Below are 25,468 nucleotides of genomic sequence, written 5' to 3'. Positions count from 1 at the left end.
AATATAATGACTCAACACGCGGATCTTTTAGCAATTAATGCTATCCGAACTTTGTCAATCGATGCTATTGAAAAAGCAAATTCTGGTCACCCAGGTTTACCAATGGGAGCAGCGCCAATGGCTTATACGCTTTGGACAAAACAATTACGCCATAATCCAGCAAATCCAAAATGGTTTAACCGTGATCGTTTTGTACTATCAGCAGGTCATGGTTCAATGCTTTTATACAGCTTACTTCACCTTGGAGGCTATGGTTTACCAATGGAAGAAATTCAAAACTTCCGCCAATGGGATTCATTAACACCAGGACATCCTGAATATGGTCATACAGTAGGGGTAGAGGCAACAACTGGTCCTCTTGGACAAGGAATCGCTATGACTGTTGGTATGGCAATGGCTGAGCGCCATTTAGCCGCTACTTACAATAAACCAGGTCATGACATTGTTGACCACTACACATTTGCGTTATGTGGCGATGGTGACTTAATGGAAGGTGTTGCAGCAGAGGCGAGTTCATTAGCTGGTCACTTAAAACTTGAAAAATTAATCGTACTTTACGATTCTAATGATATTTCTTTAGATGGTGACTTAGAAAAGTCATTTTCAGAAAACGTTCAAAAACGCTTTGAATCTTATGGTTGGAATTATTTAAAAGTGGCAGACGGTACAGATGTAGATGCTATTAATGCAGCCATTGAAGAAGCCAAAAAATCTACTGGCAAGCCAACATTAATTGAAGTGAAAACAGTGATTGGTTTTGGTTCTCCAAATAAATCTGGTAAAGCAGATTCTCACGGTGCACCACTTGGTACAGATGAAGTTGTCTTAACGAAGGCTGCCTATGAGTGGGCACATGAACCATTCCAAATTCCTGCAGAAGTTTACGATACATTTAATGCGGCTGCTGAAGTGCAAGGCGCACAACCAGAGGAAGCTTGGAATGCAAAATTTGCTGCATACAAAGAAGAATTCCCAGCGTTAGCAGCTCAATTCGAGAAAGCGATGAATGGTGAATTACCAGAAGACTTTGCTTCTGAGTTACCTGTATATGAAGCTGGTAAATCTGTAGCAACTCGTTCTTCTTCAGGCGATGCAATTAATGCTATTGCGAAGAAAACACCTTCATTCTTTGGTGGTTCAGCTGACCTTGCTGGCTCCAATAAAACAACGATGAAGGGTGCAGGAGATTTCTCAGCAGACGACTATGCTGGACGTAACATCTGGTTTGGTGTTCGTGAATTTGCAATGGGTGCTGCTATGAACGGAATGGCTCTTCACGGTGGTTTAAATGTATTCGGTGGTACATTCTTCGTATTCTCTGATTACGTTCGTCCAGCAATTCGTCTATCTGCATTAATGGGTCTTCCTGTAACATATGTATTCACACATGATTCGATTGCAGTAGGGGAAGATGGTCCAACACATGAACCAATCGAACACCTTGCATCATTACGTGCAATGCCAAACCTATCTGTTATTCGCCCTGCGGATGCAAATGAATCAGCAGTTGCGTGGGAGCTTGCAGTAGCAGCAGAAAAAACACCAACTGTTCTTGTATTATCTCGTCAAAACTTACCTGTTCTTGACGCTTCTATTGAAACAGTACGTGAGGGCGTAGCAAAGGGTGCTTACACAGTGTCTCCAGCTACAAAAGAAGTAGCAGATGCTATTTTAATTGCAACAGGCTCTGAGGTTTCGCTTGCTGTCGAAGCACAAAAAGCATTAAAAGCAGACGGTGTAGATGTAGCAGTTGTTTCTATGCCATCTATGGATCGCTTCGAAAAACAAGACGCAGCTTACAAAGAATCTGTTCTACCAAAAGCTGTTACAAAACGTCTTGCAATTGAAATGGGGGCATCATTCGGTTGGCATAAATATACTGGCTTTGAAGGCGATGTTCTAGCAATTGATAAGTTCGGTGCATCTGCTCCGGGTGAATTAGTAATGGAAAAATACGGCTTCATTGTTGAAAACGTAGTAGCAAAAGTGAAAGCACTATAATTTACAACAAATACCACAATACTCAGCGATTTAAACATCAACTGAGTGTTGTGGTACTTTTTTTAGCGGCAAACACAGTATGTGAAAACTCCATAAAAAGGGTGATCGAATGAAGAACTATAAAGTTGTGTTATTTGACCTAGATGGAACATTATCTGATCCCAAAATAGGAATCACTAAATCAGTGCAATATGCTTTACAGAAGGCGGGCGTCATGGTGAATGATTTGGATGAACTGGAACCATTCATTGGACCACCATTACAAGTATCTTTTCAAGAAATTTATGGATTCAATGATACACAAATAACGCAAGCAATTAGAGATTACCGAGAACGATTTACGGAAAGGGGAATGTTTGAAAATAAACTATATGAAGATATTCCAGCTTTGTTAGCTCATTTAAAGCAACAAGGATATATACTAACTATTGCCACCTCAAAACCAACTGTCTTTGCGGAGCAAATCATAAAGTATTTTCAGCTAGAGTCCTATTTCGATCTTGTCGTAGGAAGTCACTTAGATGGTTCACGTTCTGCCAAAGGTGAGATTATTGCAGAGGTACTTCAACAGCTTGATTCCTATCCAAAAGAGCAATTTATTATGATTGGGGATCGAAAATATGATTTAATCGGCGCTCGTGAAAATCAAATCGATGCCATCGGTGTGACATATGGTTTTGGGTCGCTAGAAGAATTAAAAAATGAAGAGCCTACATATATTGTGGACCATGTAAATGATCTCCTAAAATACCTCTAAAAACACGAAAAACTGCATGTCAGCATGCAGTTTTTTTATGTAGGATTATTTAGCAAGTCCGTTTTGGAAGGCGTAGACGACGGCTTGAGTACGATCTTGAACTTCTAGCTTTGCTAAAATATTACTAACATGTGTTTTTACCGTTTTCAAGGCAATATATAGCTCATCAGCGATTTCCTGATTGGCTTTACCCTGGGCCATTAGCAATAATACTTCCATTTCACGTTCAGTCAATTGTTCGTATAGTGGCGTACTATTGCCGTGGCGCATGCGGTGCATCATTTTGGAAGTGACCTCTGGCTCTAATACCGTTTCGCCACCCATCGTTTTTCGAATAGCATCTGCAATTTGTTTGGCATTAGATGTTTTTAAAATATAGCTTACCGCGCCAGCCTCTAAGGCAGGATATACTTTATCATCATCTAAAAAACTAGTCACCATCATGATTTTTGCCTCAGGCCATGCTGCTAATATTTCCACTGTTGCCTCTGCTCCTGTCATAACAGGCATCACATTATCCATTAAAATAATATCAGGCCTTTGCGCTAGGGCACGTTCCACAGCCTCTTTACCGTTCTCAGCCTCACCTACAACCGTAATATCCGGCTGTGCTGAAAGATAGGCTGACACACCAATCCGTACCATTTCATGATCATCCACTATGAGCACTTGTATCATCGACATTGACCTCCTCCTTTTGTAAAGGAATTTTAACCTCTACAATTGTTCCTTCACCAGGCACTGATACAATTTTATAGGTGCAGCCAATTTCAACTGCTCGTTCAGCTATATTTTGTAAACCGTATGATGTGGATTTATCTTCCTCCACATCAAAGCCTAAACCATTATCTTGAATTCGTAAAATAGCTAAGTCGTCTCGTGCCACAAGAAGTAATTCCACCTCACTTGCTTTGGCATGACGCAGCGTATTGGAGAGTGCCTCTTGTGCAATACGAAATAAATGATCTTCCTCTGCTTTAGTTAAGGCCATTTCTTCTAATTCATATTCTATATGGAAATAAACTTTTTGCTGAAGTTCAATAATCAATTCCTCTAAGCCTTGTGCCAATGTTTTATTGTGTAAAGCAACAGGCCGTAAGTGTAGCAGTAATGCACGCATTTCTAGCTGTGCCTGCTGAACGATTTTCTCCACCTGTTTTAAGCTAGTAGCATGTTCGTCATTTTCAGTTAATGCAGATAGTAACATAGAGGCAGCAAATAGTTGTTGTGACACAGAATCATGGAGTTCTCTAGCTAGTCGTTGGCGTTCAGCAATAATACGCTCCTGAATAATTTTATCATTGGCCTCAGCCCGTTCATTGGACAAACGCTGTAAACTTTTACGTTGCGTATCAATTAATTCACTCGTTTGGACAAGTGCTTTTTTTAACGATTTCGGAAGAGCTTGTTTTTTAGGAAAAACAAAATCAGGCTCGATCAGTTGTTTCACTATTCGTGTTGCCTGCGCTTCTCGTGCCCTTGCAGTCATACTGATCCAGCTAGCAAACAGGAAGCTAAGTATAAACAGGCTAACTATGATGATGCCACCTAGAGGGATATTATCGTAATTCTGCTGCCATAAGGGCTCCCATGTTTTTTCATCAGGATTGCCCCATAGTGCAACAAGAAGACCGAAAACAGCACTCATTAAAATAAAAAATAATGTAAATAATCTTGAGATAAATGCTATCATTTTCGTAGCACCTCCAAATCTCCAAGCCAGGTTGCGACATGAATAATCAGTACACGTTTAGCATCCTCAGGGTTGCCGTCTGAGAAAGTAATACTTTCATTTACTATACGTTGCGGCCCTACGTGTAAGCAGGAGAGCTCACCAAATAACGTCGTATACTGTAAACGGAATGGAATTTCATAAGGAACATAGATTTGAACTTTACCGATACCTTGTCGAATTGTAATAAGACTAGTGCCAGCTGGTAAAATCGTTTGCGTTGTATCAATGGTAATATCTCCTGCAAGGCGCTGAATTTGTACATCTTGCCATTTATAAGCTTCTATAGGCGCTGGCATTGTGCCAATTAGGTCATTTTTAATTGCAGGAAGCTTTTCAAATAGCTCTGCACCAACTACTTTTGGCTCGTTTTCTCTTTGCAAGTATTGATAGAGCATATATAAGAGCATGATGACGATAAATAAACGTAAGCTCCACATCGTGAACAAAGCAATAGCAATAAAGAAAATTCCTGTCCATTTAAAAAATCGAACTTTTTTGGAAAAACTTAAATAAAGAAGTACAGCCCCAATCAATAAACAGAAGGCACCACCATTATTAAATATAGTTAGCTCCACAAAGACGAGTAAAAAGAAGCAAAGAACCCAAAATGTGAGCTTATTTGTTGTGAAATTTTGCATGAGGGTCACCCTTCCTTCTACTAATAGTATAAGAGAGGGAATGGGACCCTCTATTCTTAAACGTGAAAGAATGCGCCTTTTAATGTTGGCGCATTGCTTTCATTATACCATGTTATTTATTTTCAATTAGCAGTGTTGAGCTTTCTTCTACTGCTTTTTTTTCTAATTCTGCCAGTCTTGCCTCAAAAGTTGTAAGCTCATGGTCTTTATCGATTTGATAAGCTAATTTATCGATATATGCTTCTAAATCTTCAAAGTTTGTTTTATTATTTTTGGCAATCATTCCATCCATTTGATGATGGGCGCGAGTTACATTTTCTTTCCCCATCAGCTGTAATTGACGTACTTTCATATCTTTAATTTTATGCTTCATTGTTTCAAATTTACGCTCGAGCTCGAAGTATTCACGAGTACTTGCTTCAATGCTAGCTTGTAATGTAAGGTTACGAGCTGAATAAGCTGTTACTTCATCCGTAGCGAAATCAATTAAGTCTTGCTCTCCGCTAGATTTTGCTAATGCTAATTGAGATTCACGTTTCGCTAGTAAATCAGCGTTTTCTTTATATTCTTGTTCTAGCTTTTCTTTTAATTGCCCTTGTCGCTCTAATAATTTGCCTGTTTGTTCTGTTTGTTTTTCTGCTTCACGAATGTATTGATTTAACATCGCAATCGGATTTTTTTGTTCCTTCTTATCAAATAATTGGTGTAAGTCTGCCTCTACTGTATATCTAAAACGTTGAAATAAGTTCATTTAAAATCGCTCCTTTTATTTTGTTAAATTTGACCATTCTTTTTCAAAGTTTGTAAACGGATCTTCTTCTTTTTTTTCTTCAATTGTAGGGATTTTTACATCTTCGCCATTCCATTTTTTATAGATAACATAGATAATGGCGATGGCAGCAAGACCTACCATTGCTGGAATGTTAGACACTGCTGATAGGACACCGATTAGACCAACTGTAAACCAGAAAATTTTACCAAAAGATGACTTACTAGCAATGTAGAAGTGCATGCCCAGTGCTACAAATAATCCAGAGAATAATAACCCCGCCAGTGGTCCAATTAACGCTAGTGCAACACATGCTGCAATGACGCCTCCAGTTAATAAAAGAAATTTTTTCATTTGTTTTAGCTCCTTTCGTTTGTACCTTTATGTTACCTATTTACAAGATTGTCTAAAACGGACTCGAAATTGATTTTGAACTAGGTCTTGAGGCTGAGATCCATCTAAGCAGCAAAATAGAAGGTTTTTAGCCGTGTTTAATAAGACTTTTTCTTGTTTTTGGAAAAATATTAATTATTTTTGGTTGAAAATACCATTTGTCATAAAGTCATTTATAGACCCGAAACTAGAATTTTTTCGACAAAAATAGAAGAGAGATCCCTCCTTCGTTTGACAAATAAACAAGATTGAATGAGCTATACTTATGAAAAAGAAACTGAGCGAAGGAGGATTTCTGGTGAGAACCTATTCTATATATAAGATAAAAGAAGAGCATTTAACGTTTATTTTTGGCAGAGAGCGTAAGTTGTTAGAGATGATGCAAGGTTGTGAAGATGCCAATGAGAAATCCTTAAAAGAGCTTGCATATATATGTGAATCCGTTCGTTTTGAGGAGATTGCAGCCATGTTAGAGCATCAACTTGATTCCAAATATGCACACCTAGAAAGAGCTCGTAATGCTTTGTTTTTAGAACATCCGATCAAAGGTAAAATGGCTATTTATTTAGTAGATCGTAAAATTTGTGTTTATTGCGAAGGTTCGCGAATGCTAGATTTAGATTTATTTCAAATGCTTGCTAAAATGAGTGAACGTTTTATTGCTTTTAATAAACAGGATAATGAGTGTGGGTGGTTAAAGCCGATGAAGTATACAATGCACTAGGAAAATTCACTACAATATATAGTAACACGCTATTATTTGGTGTATAATGGAGCGTGGAGAGTTTTTCTCGGTATATTGTAGTGGAGGAGGTTGGTTGTATGCCTACATGGGGCTGGATTATTATCGTAATTATCGCATTAGCAGCGGGCGCAGCACTTGGTTTCTATTTCGCTCGTCAAGCTATGATGAAATATTTGAAAGAAAACCCACCTATTAATGAGCAAATGATTCGTATGATGATGGCGCAAATGGGTCGTACGCCGTCTGAAAAGCAAGTACGTCAAATGATGGCGCAAATGAATAAATTCCAGAAGTAATTTGGAATGTTCCGAGCAACTAGTTCAAGCTTAACTAGTTGTTTTTTTATTTTTAATAGTATTTAAATAATTCTTAAAAATCATACAACTCTATCGGGAAACTATGTATAATGGAGTTACTATACGGAAGGGAGTTGTGTATATTGCAAAAAGAAAAAACAAATGTAGAAAGTTTTGATCTAGATCATACAAAAGTGAAGGCACCTTATGTTCGTTTAGCAGGTGTGAAAACGGGCAAAAATGGCGATGAAGTATATAAATACGATATTCGCTTTAAACAGCCAAATAAGGAGCATATGGAAATGCCTGCATTGCATTCTTTGGAGCATTTATCTGCTGACATTATCCGTAATTACTCTGATCATATTGTTGATTTCAGTCCAATGGGTTGTCAAACAGGCTTCTATGTGTCCTTGATCAATCATAATGATTATGAGGATTTATTAGCTATTTTAGAGAACACATTTACAGATGTGACAAAGGCAACCGCAGTGCCTGCCTGCAATGAAGTGCAATGTGGCTGGGCTGCTAGCCATAGTTTAGAAGGGGCCCAAGCATTAGCGAAAGAGTTTTTAGCGAAACGTGATGAATGGCATATTATTTTTGAAGATTAAATAAAATAAAAACCTTGCGAGTAAAATGACGCAAGGTTTTTCATTGCCCTAAAAATGGAATGGAATGACATTCGAAGAAGAAGAATCCCGATTGATTTTTTGATAAATAAAATTGTCTAAAAAATCATGAATTAAATCCTCATATTCATCCATATTTTCATTAAAGGACTGTGCATGTGCCCCCGTATCAAAAAGTTTTAATTTTTTTGGACCGGTTTTTTTATTGTAGAGATCGAGTGACATGGAAGCTGGAATAAACGTATCTGGAATACTATGGATAAAGAGCACAGGTTTTTCAATATGTGTGACGGCTTCGGCAGGTGTTACACTTTTAAATGAGTAACCATCTCTAAGACGAACAAAAAAGTCAGCAAAACGAATAGGAATAATGGAGCCATATTTAAATTCAGTTTTCGCAATTTGTTTGAGTAACATAGAAAAGTCCGAGAACGCGCAATCTGAGATATAAAAATCAGCGCCATCCTCGACTGTTCCTGCATAGAGGAGCATGGTTGCAGCACCCATCGATTCACCGTGAATGCCAAGTATAGCATCCTCTCCAATCATGGCTTTTACTGTTTTCACCACGGCATCAAGATCGTTTTTCTCATAGTAGCCATAGCTTGTTGTCTTGCCTCCAGATTCACCATGGCGACGGTGGTCAAATATAACAGAATTATAGCCAAGTCTTTCAAAAAGGCGAGCATATTTCACGGAATTTATTTTATTTTCGGTAACACCGTGGCAAATGATGATAGTGTTATTTGTTTGCAATGGCTGAAACATAATGCCTCGAATTGTATAGCCATTTGGAGAATCAATATTCAGTTCACATTTCAAGTTTTTATTGTACCAAGCTTCATCAAAGCGCTTTGCGGTCGTTTCTCGTTCCCGTATAAATTCAGGGTCTTTTTGTTGGATATACATTAATTTATTGGAAAGCGCGAAGCCAAACAGACCTGTTGCAGCGGCGGCTAGCGTTGTTGTAATACCAGAGAATAAAAGCATCTTCTTTTTCATCATAAAACACCTCCACATGCTGTTTCTTATTTGTAATGTTCCCAACTAAGATTGTTTAAAACACGTCAACATTTTACAATATCTTTGGCAAAACTGCGATTATTTCTATTATCGAAAATCGTCAAAATATTTGTTAAAATATACATATCTGCTAGTAGCATATGCATGCAGTGTTGATTCTTGAACGGGGAAAAGGGGAGAATGATTATGACAAACGAGGTAGTAATCGTGAGTGCGGTGCGTACAGCAATCGGCTCATTTCAGGGGACATTAAAAGACGTACCAGCGACAACGTTAGGTAGCATTGTTATTAAAGAAGCATTAGTGCGTGCTGGCGTAGCAGGTGAACAGGTCGATGAGGTTATTATGGGGAATGTTTTATCGGCTGGACTTGGACAAAATCCAGCGCGTCAAGCGGCAATTAAAGCGGGGTTACCTCAAGAGGTATCAGCCTTAACAATTAATAAAGTATGTGGATCAGGTTTAAAGGCTGTTCATTTAGCAACACAGGCGATTATAGCGGGAGATGCAGAGATTGTTGTTGCAGGTGGATTTGAAAATATGAGCCAGGCTCCATACGTCTTAAAAAATGCACGAGAAGGCTTCCGAATGGGCGACCAAAAGGTAGTAGATACAATGATTCAAGATGGCCTATGGTGTGCTTTTAACGATTATCATATGGGCTTTACAGCTGAAAATTTATGTGATATGTATCAAATCTCTCGAGAAGAGCAGGATGCTTTTGCAGCTCGTTCTCAGCAACGTGCAGAGGCAGCAATTGCAGCGGGCAAGTTTGAAAATGAAATCGTTGCTGTTGAGATTCCACAGCGCAAGGGAGAGCCACTGCTTTTCAATAAAGATGAATTTCCCCGAGCAGGTGTGACAGCAGAATCATTAGGTAAGCTACGACCAGCATTTAAAAAGGATGGCTCTGTCACAGCAGCGAACGCGTCTGGTATTAATGATGGTGCGGCAGCGGTAGTGGTGATGTCAAAGGAAAAAGCACAAGAGCTAGGCATTCAACCAATGGCGATCATTACAGCGAATGCTAGTGCTGGTGTAGATCCTGCAATTATGGGGACAGGTCCTGTAAAAGCAGTACAAAAAGCGCTGACAAAGGCTGATATTACTTTAAACGATATCGATCTAATTGAAGCAAATGAAGCATTTGCAGCACAATCGATTGCTGTAGATCGTGAATTAAGCTTTAATCATGATAAACTAAATGTTAACGGGGGTGCTATTGCTCTTGGTCATCCAATCGGTGCAAGTGGTGCTCGGATTTTGGTAACGCTATTACATGAGATGGAAAAGCGTGATGTGAAAACGGGCTTAGCCACACTATGTATCGGTGGTGGACAAGGCGTAGCAACAGTTGTGAAGCGCCCTTGATGTCAATAAGAAGGTGAATAGAAATGGGAAAGAAACGAAAACAGCAACAGCATACTGACAATAGCGTAACAGCTAGTCTACCTAAGCAAGAGGCAGTCACATTAGCAGATCAGCTAGGTGGCGATGTGCTAGCAAAATTGAAAGCAGCGAAGCAAGATTTAACTGCTAAAGAGCAGGCGGCAGAAGAAGAGCGTCAGGCAAAACTAGCTTTTGAACGTAAACAACGAGAAAAAAACAAATCGTTTGAAGAACTTTTAAACGAATACGGCGATAAAGGTACTAAATATTAAGAGAGAACAGTGAATTCACATAGGTGGGTTCACTGTTTTATATTTACAGCATAACATTTATATGGTTGTGGTCGATATATAAGGAGAGATTTTTGAAATTAATGGAACGGGAGACGCTGCCAATAACATATACCTAATTGTAGTTTAGTATCAATTAAATTATGTTAGGAGACCAACATGGTAGAATTACAAACGAAAAGAATAAGATTAATTCCTTTAAACGCTAAGTATCTTAATTTACTAATAGAGCATGAGGAGCAAATGGCGGCGGAGTTGTCATTAAGTAAAGGTGTAGGGAGTTTAGATTGCGAGCTTAAACAAGCGCTGTATTTTAGACTTTGCAAAGTATTAGAAAATGAGCCAAATTATCTATGGCATACGAATTGGTTACTTGTATTAAAAGAAAAAAATTGTGCTGTTGGTGGCATAATGCTAAAAGGTACGCCAAATGAGCAAGGGGAAGTTGTGATTGGGTATTATACTTTGCCTCCTTATATGGGGCAGGGCTATATGACAGAATCAATCATAGCTCTTAAAGACTGGTTACTCCATCAGCCAAATGCAAAATACGTTATCGCTGACACGGAAAAAGAAAATATGGCTTCCCATCGAGTTTTGGAAAAAGCAGGGGCTGTCTTGTTTAAAGAAACGAAGTCCCTCTATTTTTGGCGGTTCCACCTTTAAAATAAAAGACAAAAGGCTATAATTGAGCCTTTTGTCTTTTATTTTTGAGTATTTTTCTTAGTGCAACAACGAGACTAACAAAAACAATGGCTCCAGCTGTATCGACAAGCACATCTTGAGCACTCATTGTACGACCTGGCGTAAAGCTTTGACGAAACTCATCAAGCACTGCGATTGTAGCCGTTCCACCGATAGCAATACTTGCTGCAAAACGTCTTTTTCCCCAAGCGAAGTAAAGGCCAAGTGCGATGCATCCAAATCCCATGAAGTGTGTCAATTTACGAATTAAAAACTCTACAAATGGAAAATAACCTCGCTCTTCCACTGAAACGATGGTTCCCCAATAGGGAATTTTTAAAATAGATAGTTGTTTTTCAAAAGGTTTATTAGCGAGCAAATCTTCTAATTCTGGTAGTATACTCTGTTGCTCATAGGTCATACTAGAGGAGATTACTAGTACAACTAGACAAATGAGTAAAATTAGCCATTTTTTCATCGATGTTCTTGATAGTACTCATTTTTTGTTAGCTCATTAGCTACCTTGAAATCTGTTATAGAATTAATTTTCTCGTAGGAAGCAAGCGTTTGTGCTAGTTGTTGTTGAGAGCTTGCGCCAATGACCGTAGAAGCGATTGTCGGCTCTTTTAGATTAAAAGCGATAGCCAAAGCATGCAAGTTATTATAGTGTAAAGCTAAGTCTGTTAACGTTGTTGTTAACTCCTCAGCAGTATAGGTGTTAAAACCATTAACATGTTGTAGACGTTGTTGCCAGCTATTTGTTAATAAGCCCTTTGCCACTGTGCCACGTGTTACAACAGAAGCACCCTGTTTCGCAATAAAGTTAAACCATTCTTCAGGGCGGCGATCGAGGGCACTGTATTGCATCATGACGCTTCTAGCCGAGCTTGCAGGTAAAAATCGCTGCAATACATTAGGACGAATGGAGGATATACCATATTCACGAATGAGCCCTTCTTTTTTCAGTCCTTCAAATGTGTCAATTATCCCGTCCCAATCATCTTCGATTGTGCCACCGTGTAATTGATATACATCAATGTAGTCTGTTCCTAAACGTCGTAAGCTAGCATGGACAGCTTCTTTTATATAGGATGGTGATGCGTCCCAATGCCAGCCATCTACCCCTTCTGCCCACCGATTACCTACCTTTGTTGCTAGGATGACATCATGACGACGCTTACCTAACGTTGCGCCAATAATCTCTTCATTTGCACCATAATCATATAAATCAGCTGTATCTATATAGTTAATGCCAGCATCTAATGCCATATCGACAATGGCAGCTGCTTGTGTTTTATCTGTCGAAAGAGACATGCCCCCTAAACTAATCTCTGAAATAAACAATTCACTTGTACCAAGCTGTCTTTTTTTCATACGAATGACCTCCTTCGATTTCTCTACTTGTAATGGTACAATGAACATATCTGAAGAACAAGCGAGGTTATCGTCAATGAAAAAGTTTGAGGAAAAAACAACGAAAACGACACCGATCTATGACGGTAGAATAATAAAACTACAAATTGATGATGTCACTTTACCAAATGGACAGGTTGCAAAACGTGAAATCATTAAGCATCCAGGTGCCGTAGCGGTGATTGCTGTTACGGACGAGGGTAAACTAGTGTTAGTAGAACAATATCGTAAAGCGCTGGAGCGTTCTATTATTGAAATTCCAGCTGGAAAGCTAGAGCCAGGTGAGGAGCCAGTGATGACAGCACGTCGAGAATTAGAGGAAGAAACAGGTTATGGCGCGCATCAACTTACTTTTTTACAAACATTTGCAACATCACCAGGCTTTGCGGATGAAGTTCTTCATTTGTTTGTGGCGAGGGGATTATATACAATAGACAATAAAGCAGATTTAGATGAGGATGAATTTGTCGAACTATTAGAAGTTTCGTTGGAAGAAGCACAAGTAATGGTGGCTGACCAGCGTATATATGATGCTAAAACAGCATTCGCAGTGCTATGGCTAGCTGCAAATTTAGAAAATAATCTTTTAGCATAATAGAGACGGACGAGCATAAGCTGTACAAACCTTGATAGAAAAGGAGCATGTTTATGTCTCGTACGGTGTCTATTTTTTATCACGCTTCCATCATTGCAGTAAGTTTTGTTTGTGGCGTTATTTTCTTTCATATTATTGGTGGACCGAAAGCGGAACCCTTTATATTATTTATAGAGCCTCGTTTAGCAGATGGGGACAGGCAATCCATTTTTCGTTTAGTACTGCCTGTTGCTATTTCCATAGGTCTTATATTATTACTAGCAACACATAGCGTCTTAAAGGTGTTAGTGCGTGTGACTGTAGCCATGCGTGCCACTTTTTTTGGCTTTAGTTCGGTTTTTTTATTACAAAAACTTGAAGCTTTTTGGCTTTATACGATTTGGTGGTTTCCATTTCAGCTCATCTATTGTATATTGTTGCTAGTCCTATGCAATTTACTTGTACCCGCTTGGTCAAAGCGAAAAATCGGGAAACAAGTATCTGGTCGGACAATTTTGTTGAATTTTATCGCATTTTTCATCATAATAGTTGCTGAGTTTATTGTTATTTCTTATGTGTTAAAATGATGGATTGAATAGACCAAAATTGTGATCAGATAAAAAAGTAGAAGCATGTTAGAAATCTATTCACTATCTTGTAATAGGATTTACTCCTTTGGTATAATGGAAAGAGTTTAGGGGGGCGTCACATGGAGAGCCGAATTGATCGTATAAAAAAACAGTTGCATAGTGCTAGTTACAAGCTGACGCCGCAGCGAGAAGCGACAGTTGCTGTTTTGCTTGAGCACGAAGAGGACCACCTAAGTGCTGAAGATGTTTATCTTTTAGTAAAAGAAAAAGCACCTGAGATTGGTCTAGCTACTGTTTATAGAACGTTAGAATTATTAACTGAGCTCAAAATTGTCGACAAAATCAACTTTGGCGATGGCGTATCGCGCTATGATTTACGCCAAGAGGGAGCTGCCCATTTCCACCATCATCTTGTTTGTATCGAATGTGGTGCTGTTGATGAAATTCAAGAAGATTTACTTGAAGATGTGGAAGCCGTTGTTGAAAAACGTTGGAACTTTATTATAAAAGATCACCGACTAACTTTCCACGGCATATGCTGGCGCTGTCATGATAAAAACGACGAATCGAATGAAGAAAAATAACGAAAAACTGTCTGTTTTAATCTTTGGTATAGATTGAATCGGGCAGTTTTTTGTTTTTTTTATTGAAGTATAGACACCATTATGGTTGGTGGTTTATGTCGAATGGAGGGTCCTTTAGCACATTTCTTAAGGCCATGCTAAAATAGAGAATAATTGACAGTGAGGGGGCGTTGTGATGAATGAATTTCAATATGCAGTAGAGGACTATATCCATTTTATTCAGGTGGAAAGGCAGTTATCTGTTAATACATTAGCATCCTATCGCCGAGATTTAGAAAGCTATGTACATTTTTTAAAGGAAGCAGAAGGTATGTCTGATTTTAGTGTGGTAGAACGGACAACTATATTACGCCATTTAGAGCAATTGCGGGCACAGGGAAAGACAAGTCGTACCATTGCCCGTCATATTTCATCGATTCGAAGTTTCCATCAATTTTTACTACGAGAAAAGCGTGCAGAAACTGATCCGACAGTCCATTTGGAGATGCCGACAATTGAGCAAAAGTTGCCTAATATTTTATCTATCCAAGAGATTGAAGCTTTACTAACAGCTCCAAATAAAAGTAAGCCACAAGGTATACGTGATCTTGCCATGCTGGAGTTACTATATGGGTCTGGTATGCGCATCAGTGAACTTATTGCACTGGATTTAGCTGATATTCATTTAACCATGGGCTTTGTACGTGTATTTGGGAAGGGTGGCAAGGAGCGAATCATTCCACTCGGCAAAAGCGCACTTTCGGCAATAAATGCCTATTTAAATGGTGCTCGTAGTCAATTACAGGGAAAGTACCCCAAAACAGATGCGTTTTTTATTAATCAAAGAGGGAAACGTTTAACAAGGCAGGGTTGTTGGAAACTAATGAAGGAGCATGCGTTAAAGGCAGGCATCCAACATGAATTAACACCACATACATTGCGTCATTCCTTTGCCACTCATTTGGTTGAAAATGGAGCCGATTTACGAGCGGTGCAGGAGATGCTTGGTCATGCAGATATTTCTACTACCCAGATTTATACACATATTAGCAAAACAAGATTATCTGAGGTCTATAAGCAATTCCATCCACGTGCTTAAAAGATAATAGGAAAAAATTATTTTTCAGTCGGATGTCTGACCTTTATTTTTCGCATTTTTTTGGTAAAATAGAGTCATGAGATTAGGAGGCAACCATTATGAATAAACCTTTTAACAAAATCCATGTTGTTGTCATGGATTCCGTAGGTATTGGTGAAGCGCCAGACGCTGCTAAATTTGGGGATGTTGGCGCACATACACTAGGACATATCGCTGAAAAAATGAATGGGCTTACAATGCCAGTAATGGAGTCATTTGGTTTAGCGAATATTGAACCATTGCATGGAATGCATGCAACTACTGACCCTAAAGCATACTACGGTAAAATGCAAGAAGCATCAGTTGGTAAAGATACGATGACTGGCCATTGGGAAATCATGGGGTTAAATATTGATAAACCATTTAAAGTGTATCCAGATGGGTTTCCTGCAGAGCTAATTGATGAGCTAGAGAAACGTACAGGTCGGAAAGTGCTATGCAATCAGCCAGCAAGTGGTACACAAGTAATTGAAGATTTCGGGAAGGAGCATATGGAAACAGGTGCGATTATTGTCTATACATCAGCCGATCCTGTTTTACAAATTGCTGCTCATGAAGAAATCATTCCACTAGAAGAGTTATATAAAATTTGCGAAATTGCTCGTGAATTAACATTACAGCCTGAATATTTAGTAGGTCGCGTCATCGCACGACCATTTGTGGGTACGCCTGGAAACTTTACTCGTACATCCAATCGTCATGATTATGCGTTAAAGCCATTTGGTCGTACAACAATGAATGTTTTGAAGGACGCGGGATTAGATGTGATTGCAATTGGAAAAATCTCAGATATTTTCAATGGTGAAGGTGTAACAGATGCTGTACGTACAAAAAATAATATGGATGGTATGGATCAATTTGCAGAAGTTGTACGTCGTGACTTCCGTGGTCTAAGCTTCTTAAATTTAGTCGACTTTGATGCCAATTTCGGCCATCGACGTGATCCTCTAGGCTATGGACAGGCATTACAAGAATTTGATGCACGTCTACCAGAAATTCTAGAGGCAATGTCAGAAGACGATCTATTAATTATTACAGCAGATCACGGCAATGATCCAACCTTCCCAGGGACAGATCATACACGCGAATATGTACCACTAATTGTCTATTCACCACGTTTTAAAGGTGGTGCGGAACTTGCGCTTCGTGAAACCTTTGCAGATATTGCAGCAACAGTTGCAGAAAACTTTCATGTAGAAGCACCGCCATTCGGTAAAAGTTTCTTACATGATTTGAAATAAGGGGGTTTTTTGTATGAATATGGTTCAATTGTTTGAAAAGAAAAAACAAGGATTAGAGCTTTCTCAAGCTGAAATTCAGTATTTTGTTGAAGGCTATACGACAGGCTCTATCCCAGATTATCAAGCAAGTTCTTTATTAATGGCGATACGTTTACTAGGCATGTCTGATGATGAGACATTTTATTTAACAAAGGCAATGATCGAATCAGGCGATGTCATTGATTTAACATCTATTGAAGGCTTTAAAATTGATAAACACTCAACTGGAGGGGTTGGTGACAAGGTTACACTTGTTGTTACGCCAATTATTGCTGCTCTAGGAATTCCTGTTGCGAAATTTAGTGGTAAAGGCTTAGGGATTACTGGGGGGACAATTGATAAACTTGAATCCATTCAGGGCTTTAAAACAGAGCTTTCATCACAGGAGTTCATTGATAATGTCAATCAGCATAAAATTGCCGTTGCTGGACAAACAGGTAATCTAGTACCAGCCGACAAAAAATTATATGCATTACGTGATGTGACAGGTACTGTCGATTCTATTCCATTAATCGCAGCGTCGATTATGAGTAAAAAAATTGCAAGTGGTGCCGATGGTATAGTCCTCGATGTAAAATGTGGCTCAGGTGCGTTTATGAAGACGCAGGAAGAAGCACAGCGTTTAGCAGATACAATGACGGCTATTGGAGAAAAACTTGGCCGTAAAGTCATCGCACACATCAGTGATATGGATAATCCTTTAGGGAAAATGATTGGTAATAAGCTTGAGGTAGTGGAGGCTTATGCCCTATTAAGTGGACGTATGGCAGAAACGCATGAAGATTTGGTTGAAGAATGTGTTGTCATCTCTTCCTTGATGTACCAAATTGCGGCAGGTGTGAATGAATCGGAAGCGACAGCTGCTGTTAAGCGAGTGCTAGCAGATGGCTCTGCAGCTGCAAAATTCGAGGAGTTTATTGTGGCGCAAGGAGGAGTAGTCTCTGATATTGTTCAAAATGACACAGCTCATAAAGTAGCAGTGACAGCGGTTTCAGAGGGCACGGTGGAGACGATTAATGCTTTATTAGTTGGAGAAGCAAGTGTTAGTCTAGGCGCTGGACGTTTAACGAAGGAATCAAAGCTTGATTATGATGCAGGAATTCAGCTAATCGCCAAAAAAGGTGATCATGTTAATAATGGTGATACGATTGCTTATTTGTATTCAAATCAGCCAATTGACGAAGAGACAATTAATAAAATTCAGCAAGCTTATACAATTGCATAAAGATTATTAGCGAGAGCCCTCACTTATGAGGGTTCTCGCTTTTTTGTGCGTTCGATGAATCGCCAAAATTTAGAGCTCGATAGCGTTTAGAAATTGTAGATTTATCCCATACTGCACATAACCTAAAAAGCTATAAGTATGTCGATTAGACACTATTTCGGAAGACTTTGCACTAGTTCTGTCAGCCACAAGGATTCAACCTATTGAATGTGGAATTGCACGAGGAGGAGGCGATGTTCATGCATTATCAATTAGAAATGGTCACAAGAGAGACAGTCGTTATACGTTTGTTTGGGGAGCTCGATCATCATGCCGTTGAACAAATTCGAGCGAAAATTTCTGCAGCAATTTTTCAAGGCACTGTGACGACCATCATTTGGAACTTGGAAGGACTATCTTTCATGGATAGTTCGGGAGTTGGATTAGTGCTTGGTCGTATGCGTGAGTTAGAGGCAGTTGCTGGGCGAACTATATTATTGAATCCATCGCCAACAATGCGAAAAGTATTTCAATTTTCAGGTTTAGGACCGTGGATGATGGATGCAACAGAGGAACAAGCGATTGATCGCGTAAGGGGGATTGTAAATGGATAACGAAATGACATTAACTTTTTTGGCAATTAGTGAAAATGAAGCTTTAGCGCGTGTAGCTGTTACAGGCTTTATTGCTCAATTAGATCCAACTATTGATGAGCTATCAGAATTTAAAACAGTTGTCTCAGAAGCAGTTTCCAATGCTATTATTCATGGCTATGAAGAAGATGGTAAGGGTGTTGTGACAGTTCATGCTAAACGTGAGGATGATATTGTGACAGTATCTGTCATGGATAAAGGGATAGGAATTGAAGACGTTAGTCGAGCGATGGAGCCATTATTTACAACAAAAAGTATGATGGAGCGTTCGGGTATGGGCTTCACGATTATGGATAGCTTCTCAGATCAGCTGACAGTTATATCAAAATGGCAAGAAGGAACAACTGTAACATTCACGAAGAAATTTTACACAGTTCGCACAGCGGTAATGTGAGGTTAAACCCGTGAAGCCGTTAGAACAGTCGTCCGATAAGCTATTGTCTCAGGAGGAAATGCGTGATTTAATTGCACGCGCACAGCAGGGCGATCATGAGGCTCGTAAACGAATGGTAGAAGGCAATACGAGACTTGTGTGGTCCATTGTTCAACGTTTTACAACGAGAGGTGTTGAGCTTGAGGATTTATTCCAGATTGGCTGCATAGGGCTCATGAAATCTGTGGATAAATTTGATTTAACCTATGATGTGAAATTTTCAACCTATGCTGTACCGATGATCATTGGAGAAATTCAGCGCTTTTTAAGGGATGATGGCATGGTGAAGGTGAGCCGCTCTATTCGTGAGCTCAATTTTAAAATCCGTCATGCTACAGATGAATTTATTAAAAAGAACGAACATCCACCAACCATACAAGAGCTTGCTCAGGTGCTTGGTGTGACAACAGAGGAAATTGTTACAGCATCCGATGCATTGAGAGACCCTGCCTCTCTTCATGAGCAATTGTATGAGAGTGAGGGTGATTCCATTACACTAATGGATCAAATGAAGGATGAAAAATCGGAGCAACCATTTGATTACATCCCATTAAAAGAAGTACTAACGAGACTTGAGCCAAGAGAGCAGTCTATCATATATCTTCGCTATTTTTCAGATTGCACGCAAACTGAAATTGCAAATAGATTAGGTATATCGCAGGTACAGGTTTCCCGATTAGAGAAAAAAATCCTTGCCCAGCTGAAAAGTTGGATGGCAACTAGTGCAACAGTGGAGCAGGAAGTAATAAAAAAAGACATCTAAGAAAATGGTGACAGCATGACAAATAAATTATTTAACAGCTTAGAAGAAGCCGAAGATTTTCTTATAGAACAATTTGGTGACGGCGAATCGTTTGACGTTGGTATTAAACACTTATTTGTCAAAGATTTGCCGGTCCTTTGTGCATATATTAGTGGGCTTGTAGATGGAGAAGCTTTAACACAGTTGCTGTCTAGCATGCTTCCAGATGAGGACATTGAAATTGATGTAGAGGATGAGAAGGAATATTTTGAGTCTTACTTTAATTTCCATGGACGTTCAGAAGAAACAGAGCGTAAAGCCTATTTACTAGCCATTTTAAGTGGACAAGTCACCTTTATTACTAAAAGTGGCTATTGCTATGTTGCAGAGCTTAGAAACTATCCAGGACGCTCTCCAGAAGAGCCAGATAATGAAAAAGTTATCCGTGGATCACGGGATGGCTTTACAGAAGGGATTTCTCAAAACACAGCCTTAATACGTAGGCGAATTCGTAATAGTAATCTACGTTTCGAGCTACATAAAATATCCAAAATCGGTCAAACCGACGTGGCGATCGCGTTTATGAAGGATGTTGCCAATGAAGATATGCTCGAAAGTTTACGACAGCGTCTTGGACAAATAAATCATGATGGCTTGACGATGGCCGATAAATCATTAGAAGAATGGCTCTTTAAACAAAAGTTCCACCCAGTTCCATTTGTACGTTATACGGAGAGACCTGATATTGCTGCAGCTCATCTACTTGAAGGGCATATAGCTATATTAGTCGATACTTCTCCATCCGTTATTTTAGTACCTGTTACAGTGTTTCATTTATTGCAGCATGCAGAGGAATATCGTCAGGCACCCACAGTAGGGACGTTTGTACGTTTTATGCGATATTTTGGCTCTGTAATGGGTTTACTTTTATTGCCATTGTGGTATGTATTTGCAACGAATGAATCCCTACTTCCAGATGCCCTCTCCTTTTTAGGTACGGAGGAGAAATCGCATGTACCTTTATTACTACAAATTTTGATTGCGGATATTGGAATAGAATTTTTGAGGATGGCCGCCATTCATACACCGTCACCATTGTCCACAGCGATGGGATTGGTTGCGGGGGTAATCATTGGTCAAATTGCGATTGATGTTGGATTATTCTCTTCAGAGGTGGTCCTCTATACAGCGGTAGCAGCCATTCTTATTTTCATTATTCCATCTTATGAGCTTAGTATCTCCATTAAAATTTTTAGGTTACTGCTACTTCTGATGACGGGTCTCTGGGGTGTCAATGGGTTATTTATTGGTTTATTTTTATTGTTTACGTATTTATGTTCATTGCGACCAATGCAGGCACCTTATTTATGGCCGCTTGTTCCATTCTTTCCAACAGCAATGCTTCGCGTCATTATTCGCTTCCCAATGACAGCGGATGCACTCAGACCTTATGTAGTCGCTTCCAAACAGCGAAAAAGATCATAGGAGCCGTTGCACTCGTTTTTTTCATGTGATAAAGTTCACATATAGTATTTTGTGATTTTTGCAAAAATTATTTTCATTCAAGAAAAAGCAAGTACTATACATTTGTTTTTTTATATGTGAAGGAAATAATTTTTTGATGGAATGGTTCTAATATAGTAAAGAACCCTTCCACTTTCAAACCGTAAAAATAACAAGATGGAACGATGTGAAAAGGGAGAGATGCACATGCATTTATATGGAACACAAGCGATTTCTGAAGATGGTCATTTAACAATTGGACAGGTAGACACATTAGAGCTAGCAAAAGAGTATGGTACACCACTTTTCGTGTATGATACTGCACTTATTCGTAAGCGTGCGCGCAGCTTTATCGAAACGTTTAAAAAACTAGGTGTAAAAGCAGAAGTAGCTTATGCTTCAAAAGCATTTGCATGTGTAGCGGTGTATCAATTAGCAGCAGAAGAAAATTTATCATTGGATGTTGTATCTGGTGGCGAATTATTTACTGCCTTAAAGGCAGGTTTCCCTGCAGAGCGCATTCATTTTCATGGTAACAATAAAAGCATTGCTGAATTAGAGCTAGCTTTTGACTCCAAGATTGGATGTATTGTTGTAGATAATTTCTATGAAATACAGCTTTTAAAAGATATTTCGGAGCGCCGTCAGCAAAAAATGCGTATATTATTACGTGTTACACCAGGTGTTGAAGCACATACGCATGATTTCATCACGACAGGTCAAGCAGATTCAAAATTCGGCTTTGACTTAAACAATGGTCAAGCGGATGAAGCATTCCAACAAACATTTAACCATGAATTCCTAGAGCTACTTGGTTTACATTGCCATATTGGCTCACAAATTTTTGACACTGCCGGTTTTGGATTGGCTGGAGAAAAATTGATTGACAAAATTTCTGATTGGAACAAGACTCACGGATTTACATGTACTGTGTTAAACTTAGGTGGGGGCTTTGGTATTCGTTATACTGAAGAAGATGCACCGCTTGAACCACAAGTATATGTAGAGGATATGATTACAGTTGTCAAAAATAAAGCAACTGTTCTTGGACTGAAGATGCCGGAAATTTGGATTGAACCAGGTCGATCACTTGTAGGTGATGCAGGAACATCTCTTTATACAATCGGTTCACAAAAAACTGTGCCAGATGTGCGAAAATATATTGCTGTCGATGGAGGTATGAGCGATAATATCCGTCCCGCATTATACGACGCTAAGTATGAGGCAGTCATCGCAAGTAAGGCGAACGAGCCGAAAGATGAGCTCTATACAGTTGCTGGTAAATTATGTGAATCCGGCGATAAATTAATTATTGATGCTAAACTACAAGATGCTGCTTCAGGTGATGTGTTAGCCATCTTCTGTACAGGTGCGTATGGTTATTCGATGGCTAGTAACTATAATCGTGTGCCAAGACCTGCAGTTGTATTTGTAGAGGATGGACAGCATCAACTAGCTATTCGCCGCGAAAGTTATGAAGATATTGTGCAAAACGATCTCCCGCTAACTTTAAAAAAGGGTGAGTAAATTTGAGGAAAAATAAGTGGGTATTACTAGCGTCCATTACAACATTTATTTTATTATGGGGCGTAGTCTATTGGGTGTTGGCGTCGAAAGGTATTCTCGGACCTGGTTCGTAAGACAGAAATTGGCTTGCGGTAAAAGTACAAATCGTGTAGGATAGTCAAAGATTATGTACAGCTAGAAAAAGAGGGAATAGACAAATATGTTAATTCGATATAAAAAAGCTTTAGAGAAAATAGCAATGGGGCTACTTTCATTTATGCCTAACGAAAAAGACGTAAAAAAGCTTACAGAAACCATCCACTCCTATGAAAATGACGATAATTGGGTTTTATACTTATGGAAAAAGAATGATGAATATGTTGGCATTGTAGGGCTTGTTGTTGACGAGCATAATATAGCCACAATCCAGCACGTGTCGGTGATCCCTTCCTATAGGGGAGAGGGAGTAGCAACGGAGATGCTTCAAGAAGTGGCGGAACTTGGCCAATATGAAAGTGTGCGTGCTACAGATGAAACACGTAGTTTTGTTCAAAAATGTATTCATTGTATCGATGAAAAAGCAGACGATTAACAACGTCTGCTTTTTCTTTGTTTGCTTTCTTGTCGCTCTGCAAGAATATGTGAGCGATCTCGAAGCATATGTTTATGAAGAAGATATTTTGAGCTATTTGATGGCAAAAGCTTTATACGTGCTAGGGCTAAATCCAGCAAGTGAGGTGAGAGAGGAAGCTGGAAAGTTTGAAAGGACTTGCCCATTTCAATCGAAGTGATAGCTTTTGTTATTTGTGTTAGGAGTTCGAGATAATCAATTTCTTGGAAAAAAACATGCCCTTCATTTATTTGAAAGTTATGAAGTGCTTTTTCTAAAATTCGTTTAGCACCAGTATTGTTACCACGTCGCCAATGATAGAAACCTGTTGCCAGCTGCACATAGCCGACAAGCGGATGCATTTTATCACCAGGTGCAATTTCCTTCCAATATTCCTCTAGCACTTCATGGCATTCAAAAAAATCTTGATTGCCATTAAAATAGGCACAGTAATCTATAAATAAAGTATGATGCTGTGGATGCATTTTGGACTCCTTTCCACTATACTAAAAGAACATAGAATCTCAGGGTGGTAAAATAATGTCTTATGAAGTAAAATTAGAAGCCTTTTCAGGGCCTCTTGATTTATTATTGCATTTAATTCACAGATTGGAAATTGATATCTATGATATCCCAATGGCTGAAATTACACAACAATATATCGACCATATTCATGCAATGCAAGTACTAGAGTTAAATGAAGCAAGTGAATATTTAGTAATGGCAGCAACGTTACTGGCAATTAAAAGCCGCATGTTATTGCCAATTCACGAAGGAGAGATGGAGGACGCAGAATTAGAAGTGGACGGCCCTGACCCTCGTGAAGAACTGGTGCAACGCTTAATCGAATATAAAAAATACAAGGAAGCAGCTAGTAATTTGCAGGAGCTTGAAACAGACCGAGCACAGGTATTTACGAGGCCACCTGCTGATTTAACAGGATTAGCCTCAGAAGAACAGATGGCTTTATTTGATTTGAATGTGAATATCTATGATATGCTTGGAGCATTTCAGAAATTGATGCGTCGCAAAAAATTAAAGAAACCATTAAAAACAACTGTAGCAAGGCAGGAGCGATCAGTAAAAGATCAAATGCGCTCTGTTGTGGATTCTTTACGATTAACAGGTGGACGTGCATCATTTTTCGAGCTTTTTCCCTATGAAGATAAGCCAACACTTATTCTGACGTTTGTATCTCTTCTTGAACTGATGAAACGTCAGGTCGTCATCGTAGAGCAAGATGGTAACTTTGAAGAATTAACGGTTACCTTACAGAAGGAGGAATGGGAAGATGACGAAAACATTGATGTTACAGAGTAGAATTGAAGCCTTATTATTTGTTGTGGGAGATGATGGCTTAACGATTAAACAACTTTCACAACTCTTAGGAGAGCAGGAAGAGCTGATTCTGCAAACAATGAATACATTGAGAGAAACCTATGAAGAAGATTTAACAAGAGGAATTACGGTGAAAGAAATTGCAGGCGTTTATCAGCTCATTACAAAATCTGATTTTGCCGATACGATTCAAAGATTAGTAGAAAATCCAACCGCACAATCCTTATCTCAAGCCTCCCTTGAAGTGTTAGCGATCGTTGCATACAAACAGCCCATTACACGTGTAGCAATAGAAGATTTGCGCGGTGTGAAGTGTGAACGACCAATCCAAACATTAGTTTCACGAGGATTAATTAAAGAGGTAGGACGGTCAGAAGGGACTGGACGTGCCATCTTATATGGAACAACAAAAGAATTTTTACATTATTTTGGCTTAAATAGTATAGAAGAAATGCCTCCTCTACCTGAAGAGGACCTTGCTGATACAGAACAAGAAACAGATTTATTTATGACGAAGTTCCAAGAGACTTTTAGCGGAGCAAAATAATGGTTAGGTATAATGCGTAGCC

At 39.1% G+C, this 25,468-nt stretch carries 31 protein-coding genes; 22 read left to right on the top strand and 9 right to left on the bottom strand.

Features of this window, described 5'->3' with window-relative positions:
* Positions 1–6 precede the first annotated feature (6 nt).
* Both tkt and HXV90_RS09665 read left to right on the top strand, forming a co-directional pair.
* Positions 7–2,001: a transketolase gene (tkt, locus tag HXV90_RS09670; RefSeq protein WP_269898879.1), complete on the top strand. Its 1,995-nt coding sequence runs from the start codon at positions 7–9 to the stop codon at positions 1,999–2,001.
* Positions 2,002–2,110: 109 nt separating this feature from the next.
* Positions 2,111–2,758: an HAD family hydrolase gene (locus HXV90_RS09665; RefSeq protein ID WP_269898878.1), complete on the top strand. Its 648-nt coding sequence runs from the start codon at positions 2,111–2,113 to the stop codon at positions 2,756–2,758.
* Positions 2,759–2,803: 45 nt separating this feature from the next.
* On the opposite strand, the gene HXV90_RS09660 is transcribed toward HXV90_RS09665, so the two are convergent.
* The 5 genes from HXV90_RS09660 to HXV90_RS09640 all read right to left on the bottom strand — a co-directional run bounded on the left by HXV90_RS09660 (position 2,804) and on the right by HXV90_RS09640 (position 6,254).
* Positions 2,804–3,436 (bottom strand): response regulator transcription factor, encoded by a 633-nt coding sequence (locus tag HXV90_RS09660; protein WP_269899037.1) that lies wholly within the window; start codon positions 3,434–3,436, stop codon positions 2,804–2,806.
* A complete protein-coding gene (locus tag HXV90_RS09655) occupies positions 3,411–4,451 on the bottom strand; it encodes a sensor histidine kinase (RefSeq protein WP_016992954.1) in 1,041 nt (346 codons plus the stop codon). Before HXV90_RS09655 ends, HXV90_RS09660 begins: the two co-directional genes overlap by 26 nt.
* Complete coding sequence (gene liaF, locus HXV90_RS09650) at positions 4,448–5,131, bottom strand: cell wall-active antibiotics response protein LiaF (protein ID WP_004232142.1); 684 nt, start codon at positions 5,129–5,131, stop codon at positions 4,448–4,450. The genes HXV90_RS09655 and liaF overlap by 4 nt, the downstream gene beginning before the upstream one ends.
* A 112-nt stretch (positions 5,132–5,243) precedes the next feature.
* Positions 5,244–5,882: a PspA/IM30 family protein gene (locus tag HXV90_RS09645; protein WP_269898877.1), complete on the bottom strand. Its 639-nt coding sequence runs from the start codon at positions 5,880–5,882 to the stop codon at positions 5,244–5,246.
* A gap of 15 nt (positions 5,883–5,897) precedes the next feature.
* Entirely contained in the window at positions 5,898–6,254 is a 357-nt protein-coding gene (locus HXV90_RS09640) for a lmo0954 family membrane protein (RefSeq protein ID WP_269898876.1), read from the bottom strand.
* Between the two features lie 337 nt (positions 6,255–6,591).
* Here HXV90_RS09640 and sirA point away from each other — a divergent pair, with 337 nt between their 5' ends.
* The 3 genes from sirA (at position 6,592) to HXV90_RS09625 (ending at position 7,948) form a co-directional block, all read left to right on the top strand.
* Complete coding sequence (gene sirA, locus HXV90_RS09635) at positions 6,592–7,017, top strand: sporulation inhibitor of replication protein SirA (RefSeq protein WP_004232148.1); 426 nt, start codon at positions 6,592–6,594, stop codon at positions 7,015–7,017.
* 98 nt (positions 7,018–7,115) lie between these two features.
* On the top strand, positions 7,116–7,334 hold the full coding sequence (locus tag HXV90_RS09630) for a YneF family protein (protein ID WP_004232154.1): 219 nt from the start codon (positions 7,116–7,118) through the stop codon (positions 7,332–7,334).
* A 110-nt stretch (positions 7,335–7,444) separates the two neighbouring features.
* Positions 7,445–7,948, top strand: a complete 504-nt coding sequence (locus tag HXV90_RS09625) for an S-ribosylhomocysteine lyase (protein ID WP_048391314.1) — start codon at positions 7,445–7,447, stop codon at positions 7,946–7,948.
* Between the two features lie 48 nt (positions 7,949–7,996).
* On the opposite strand, the gene HXV90_RS09620 is transcribed toward HXV90_RS09625, so the two are convergent.
* Positions 7,997–8,968: an alpha/beta hydrolase gene (locus HXV90_RS09620; RefSeq protein ID WP_036080551.1), complete on the bottom strand. Its 972-nt coding sequence runs from the start codon at positions 8,966–8,968 to the stop codon at positions 7,997–7,999.
* A gap of 207 nt (positions 8,969–9,175) precedes the next feature.
* Between HXV90_RS09620 and HXV90_RS09615 the strand changes: the two genes are divergently transcribed.
* The 3 genes from HXV90_RS09615 (at position 9,176) to HXV90_RS09605 (ending at position 11,334) form a co-directional block, all read left to right on the top strand.
* Positions 9,176–10,360, top strand: coding sequence for an acetyl-CoA C-acetyltransferase (locus HXV90_RS09615; protein ID WP_269898875.1), 1,185 nt, complete (start codon positions 9,176–9,178; stop codon positions 10,358–10,360).
* 23 nt (positions 10,361–10,383) lie between these two features.
* Positions 10,384–10,650, top strand: a complete 267-nt coding sequence (locus tag HXV90_RS09610) for a YqkE family protein (protein WP_036080173.1) — start codon at positions 10,384–10,386, stop codon at positions 10,648–10,650.
* 177 nt (positions 10,651–10,827) lie between these two features.
* Entirely contained in the window at positions 10,828–11,334 is a 507-nt protein-coding gene (locus tag HXV90_RS09605; RefSeq protein ID WP_269898874.1) for a GNAT family N-acetyltransferase, read from the top strand.
* A 16-nt stretch (positions 11,335–11,350) separates the two neighbouring features.
* Here the strand turns inward: HXV90_RS09605 and HXV90_RS09600 are convergent, their stop codons facing one another.
* Together HXV90_RS09600 and HXV90_RS09595 are read right to left on the bottom strand one after the other, a co-directional pair.
* Complete coding sequence (locus HXV90_RS09600) at positions 11,351–11,830, bottom strand: VanZ family protein (protein WP_066036598.1); 480 nt, start codon at positions 11,828–11,830, stop codon at positions 11,351–11,353.
* On the bottom strand, positions 11,827–12,726 hold the full coding sequence (locus tag HXV90_RS09595) for an aldo/keto reductase (protein ID WP_054550600.1): 900 nt from the start codon (positions 12,724–12,726) through the stop codon (positions 11,827–11,829). Before HXV90_RS09595 ends, HXV90_RS09600 begins: the two co-directional genes overlap by 4 nt.
* Positions 12,727–12,802: 76 nt before the next feature.
* On the opposite strand from HXV90_RS09595, the gene HXV90_RS09590 reads away from it, so the two are divergent.
* From HXV90_RS09590 to HXV90_RS09535, 12 genes are all read left to right on the top strand, one after another.
* The gene (locus tag HXV90_RS09590; RefSeq protein ID WP_048391304.1) at positions 12,803–13,360 is read left to right on the top strand and encodes an NUDIX domain-containing protein; all 558 of its coding nucleotides are present in this window, start codon (positions 12,803–12,805) and stop codon (positions 13,358–13,360) included.
* A gap of 53 nt (positions 13,361–13,413) precedes the next feature.
* Positions 13,414–13,926, top strand: coding sequence for a hypothetical protein (locus tag HXV90_RS09585; RefSeq protein ID WP_004232169.1), 513 nt, complete (start codon positions 13,414–13,416; stop codon positions 13,924–13,926).
* Positions 13,927–14,048: 122 nt separating this feature from the next.
* Positions 14,049–14,513 carry a ferric iron uptake transcriptional regulator gene (gene fur, locus HXV90_RS09580; RefSeq protein ID WP_004232171.1) on the top strand — a complete coding sequence of 155 codons (465 nt, stop codon included), beginning with the start codon at positions 14,049–14,051 and terminating at the stop codon, positions 14,511–14,513.
* A 175-nt stretch (positions 14,514–14,688) separates the two neighbouring features.
* Positions 14,689–15,591 carry a site-specific tyrosine recombinase XerD gene (gene xerD, locus HXV90_RS09575; RefSeq protein ID WP_054550601.1) on the top strand — a complete coding sequence of 301 codons (903 nt, stop codon included), beginning with the start codon at positions 14,689–14,691 and terminating at the stop codon, positions 15,589–15,591.
* A 98-nt stretch (positions 15,592–15,689) separates the two neighbouring features.
* Positions 15,690–16,871 carry a phosphopentomutase gene (gene deoB, locus HXV90_RS09570; protein WP_066036601.1) on the top strand — a complete coding sequence of 394 codons (1,182 nt, stop codon included), beginning with the start codon at positions 15,690–15,692 and terminating at the stop codon, positions 16,869–16,871.
* A gap of 13 nt (positions 16,872–16,884) precedes the next feature.
* Positions 16,885–18,135 (top strand): thymidine phosphorylase, encoded by a 1,251-nt coding sequence (locus tag HXV90_RS09565; RefSeq protein WP_054550603.1) that lies wholly within the window; start codon positions 16,885–16,887, stop codon positions 18,133–18,135.
* Positions 18,136–18,374: 239 nt separating this feature from the next.
* On the top strand, positions 18,375–18,728 hold the full coding sequence (gene spoIIAA / locus HXV90_RS09560) for an anti-sigma F factor antagonist (RefSeq protein ID WP_004232181.1): 354 nt from the start codon (positions 18,375–18,377) through the stop codon (positions 18,726–18,728).
* Positions 18,721–19,161, top strand: coding sequence for an anti-sigma F factor (spoIIAB, locus tag HXV90_RS09555; RefSeq protein ID WP_048391296.1), 441 nt, complete (start codon positions 18,721–18,723; stop codon positions 19,159–19,161). Before spoIIAA ends, spoIIAB begins: the two co-directional genes overlap by 8 nt.
* Positions 19,162–19,171: 10 nt before the next feature.
* The gene (sigF, locus tag HXV90_RS09550) at positions 19,172–19,963 is read left to right on the top strand and encodes an RNA polymerase sporulation sigma factor SigF (RefSeq protein ID WP_009370709.1); all 792 of its coding nucleotides are present in this window, start codon (positions 19,172–19,174) and stop codon (positions 19,961–19,963) included.
* A gap of 15 nt (positions 19,964–19,978) precedes the next feature.
* Positions 19,979–21,427 carry a spore germination protein gene (locus HXV90_RS09545; RefSeq protein WP_004232186.1) on the top strand — a complete coding sequence of 483 codons (1,449 nt, stop codon included), beginning with the start codon at positions 19,979–19,981 and terminating at the stop codon, positions 21,425–21,427.
* A 225-nt stretch (positions 21,428–21,652) separates the two neighbouring features.
* Positions 21,653–22,972, top strand: a complete 1,320-nt coding sequence (gene lysA / locus HXV90_RS09540; protein ID WP_066036603.1) for a diaminopimelate decarboxylase — start codon at positions 21,653–21,655, stop codon at positions 22,970–22,972.
* A gap of 199 nt (positions 22,973–23,171) precedes the next feature.
* Positions 23,172–23,543 (top strand): GNAT family N-acetyltransferase, encoded by a 372-nt coding sequence (locus HXV90_RS09535; protein ID WP_004232192.1) that lies wholly within the window; start codon positions 23,172–23,174, stop codon positions 23,541–23,543.
* Here HXV90_RS09535 and HXV90_RS09530 read toward each other — a convergent pair.
* Positions 23,540–24,046, bottom strand: a complete 507-nt coding sequence (locus tag HXV90_RS09530) for a DUF309 domain-containing protein (RefSeq protein ID WP_269898873.1) — start codon at positions 24,044–24,046, stop codon at positions 23,540–23,542. The genes HXV90_RS09535 and HXV90_RS09530 overlap by 4 nt on opposite strands.
* 55 nt (positions 24,047–24,101) lie before the next feature.
* Between HXV90_RS09530 and HXV90_RS09525 the strand changes: the two genes are divergently transcribed.
* Both HXV90_RS09525 and scpB read left to right on the top strand, forming a co-directional pair.
* Positions 24,102–24,881, top strand: coding sequence for a segregation/condensation protein A (locus HXV90_RS09525; protein WP_054550605.1), 780 nt, complete (start codon positions 24,102–24,104; stop codon positions 24,879–24,881).
* Positions 24,853–25,446 (top strand): SMC-Scp complex subunit ScpB, encoded by a 594-nt coding sequence (gene scpB / locus HXV90_RS09520; RefSeq protein WP_054550606.1) that lies wholly within the window; start codon positions 24,853–24,855, stop codon positions 25,444–25,446. Before HXV90_RS09525 ends, scpB begins: the two co-directional genes overlap by 29 nt.
* Positions 25,447–25,468 lie beyond the last annotated feature (22 nt).

The sequence above is a fragment of the Lysinibacillus sp. JK80 genome (assembly GCF_027557635.1).
GTDB classification, from domain to species: Bacteria; Bacillota; Bacilli; order Bacillales_A; family Planococcaceae; genus Lysinibacillus; species Lysinibacillus capsici.
The sequence above is the reverse complement of the archived record's forward strand: the minus strand, read 5'-3'. Positions and strand labels throughout refer to the sequence as shown.

What these genes read in the sequence shown, in the direction of transcription:
- HXV90_RS09595 (WP_054550600.1), bottom strand. Translation starts at nt 12,726, where the DNA reads ATGAAAAAAAGACAGCTTGGTACAAGTGAATTGTTTATTTCAGAGATT.
- HXV90_RS09535 (WP_004232192.1), top strand. Translation starts at nt 23,172, where the DNA reads ATGTTAATTCGATATAAAAAAGCTTTAGAGAAAATAGCAATGGGGCTA.
- HXV90_RS09545 (WP_004232186.1), top strand. Translation starts at nt 19,979, where the DNA reads ATGACAAATAAATTATTTAACAGCTTAGAAGAAGCCGAAGATTTTCTT.
- HXV90_RS09590 (WP_048391304.1), top strand. Translation starts at nt 12,803, where the DNA reads ATGAAAAAGTTTGAGGAAAAAACAACGAAAACGACACCGATCTATGAC.
- HXV90_RS09615 (WP_269898875.1), top strand. Translation starts at nt 9,176, where the DNA reads ATGACAAACGAGGTAGTAATCGTGAGTGCGGTGCGTACAGCAATCGGC.
- lysA (WP_066036603.1), top strand. Translation starts at nt 21,653, where the DNA reads ATGCATTTATATGGAACACAAGCGATTTCTGAAGATGGTCATTTAACA.
- HXV90_RS09625 (WP_048391314.1), top strand. Translation starts at nt 7,445, where the DNA reads ATGGAGTTACTATACGGAAGGGAGTTGTGTATATTGCAAAAAGAAAAA.
- HXV90_RS09655 (WP_016992954.1), bottom strand. Translation starts at nt 4,451, where the DNA reads ATGATAGCATTTATCTCAAGATTATTTACATTATTTTTTATTTTAATG.
- HXV90_RS09640 (WP_269898876.1), bottom strand. Translation starts at nt 6,254, where the DNA reads ATGAAAAAATTTCTTTTATTAACTGGAGGCGTCATTGCAGCATGTGTT.
- xerD (WP_054550601.1), top strand. Translation starts at nt 14,689, where the DNA reads ATGAATGAATTTCAATATGCAGTAGAGGACTATATCCATTTTATTCAG.
- liaF (WP_004232142.1), bottom strand. Translation starts at nt 5,131, where the DNA reads ATGCAAAATTTCACAACAAATAAGCTCACATTTTGGGTTCTTTGCTTC.
- HXV90_RS09630 (WP_004232154.1), top strand. Translation starts at nt 7,116, where the DNA reads ATGCCTACATGGGGCTGGATTATTATCGTAATTATCGCATTAGCAGCG.
- HXV90_RS09610 (WP_036080173.1), top strand. Translation starts at nt 10,384, where the DNA reads ATGGGAAAGAAACGAAAACAGCAACAGCATACTGACAATAGCGTAACA.
- spoIIAB (WP_048391296.1), top strand. Translation starts at nt 18,721, where the DNA reads ATGGATAACGAAATGACATTAACTTTTTTGGCAATTAGTGAAAATGAA.
- HXV90_RS09525 (WP_054550605.1), top strand. Translation starts at nt 24,102, where the DNA reads ATGTCTTATGAAGTAAAATTAGAAGCCTTTTCAGGGCCTCTTGATTTA.
- HXV90_RS09600 (WP_066036598.1), bottom strand. Translation starts at nt 11,830, where the DNA reads ATGAAAAAATGGCTAATTTTACTCATTTGTCTAGTTGTACTAGTAATC.
- HXV90_RS09605 (WP_269898874.1), top strand. Translation starts at nt 10,828, where the DNA reads ATGGTAGAATTACAAACGAAAAGAATAAGATTAATTCCTTTAAACGCT.
- HXV90_RS09645 (WP_269898877.1), bottom strand. Translation starts at nt 5,882, where the DNA reads ATGAACTTATTTCAACGTTTTAGATATACAGTAGAGGCAGACTTACAC.
- HXV90_RS09565 (WP_054550603.1), top strand. Translation starts at nt 16,885, where the DNA reads ATGAATATGGTTCAATTGTTTGAAAAGAAAAAACAAGGATTAGAGCTT.
- fur (WP_004232171.1), top strand. Translation starts at nt 14,049, where the DNA reads ATGGAGAGCCGAATTGATCGTATAAAAAAACAGTTGCATAGTGCTAGT.
- HXV90_RS09585 (WP_004232169.1), top strand. Translation starts at nt 13,414, where the DNA reads ATGTCTCGTACGGTGTCTATTTTTTATCACGCTTCCATCATTGCAGTA.
- HXV90_RS09665 (WP_269898878.1), top strand. Translation starts at nt 2,111, where the DNA reads ATGAAGAACTATAAAGTTGTGTTATTTGACCTAGATGGAACATTATCT.
- HXV90_RS09620 (WP_036080551.1), bottom strand. Translation starts at nt 8,968, where the DNA reads ATGAAAAAGAAGATGCTTTTATTCTCTGGTATTACAACAACGCTAGCC.
- HXV90_RS09660 (WP_269899037.1), bottom strand. Translation starts at nt 3,436, where the DNA reads ATGATACAAGTGCTCATAGTGGATGATCATGAAATGGTACGGATTGGT.
- scpB (WP_054550606.1), top strand. Translation starts at nt 24,853, where the DNA reads ATGACGAAAACATTGATGTTACAGAGTAGAATTGAAGCCTTATTATTT.
- deoB (WP_066036601.1), top strand. Translation starts at nt 15,690, where the DNA reads ATGAATAAACCTTTTAACAAAATCCATGTTGTTGTCATGGATTCCGTA.
- spoIIAA (WP_004232181.1), top strand. Translation starts at nt 18,375, where the DNA reads ATGCATTATCAATTAGAAATGGTCACAAGAGAGACAGTCGTTATACGT.
- tkt (WP_269898879.1), top strand. Translation starts at nt 7, where the DNA reads ATGACTCAACACGCGGATCTTTTAGCAATTAATGCTATCCGAACTTTG.
- HXV90_RS09530 (WP_269898873.1), bottom strand. Translation starts at nt 24,046, where the DNA reads ATGCATCCACAGCATCATACTTTATTTATAGATTACTGTGCCTATTTT.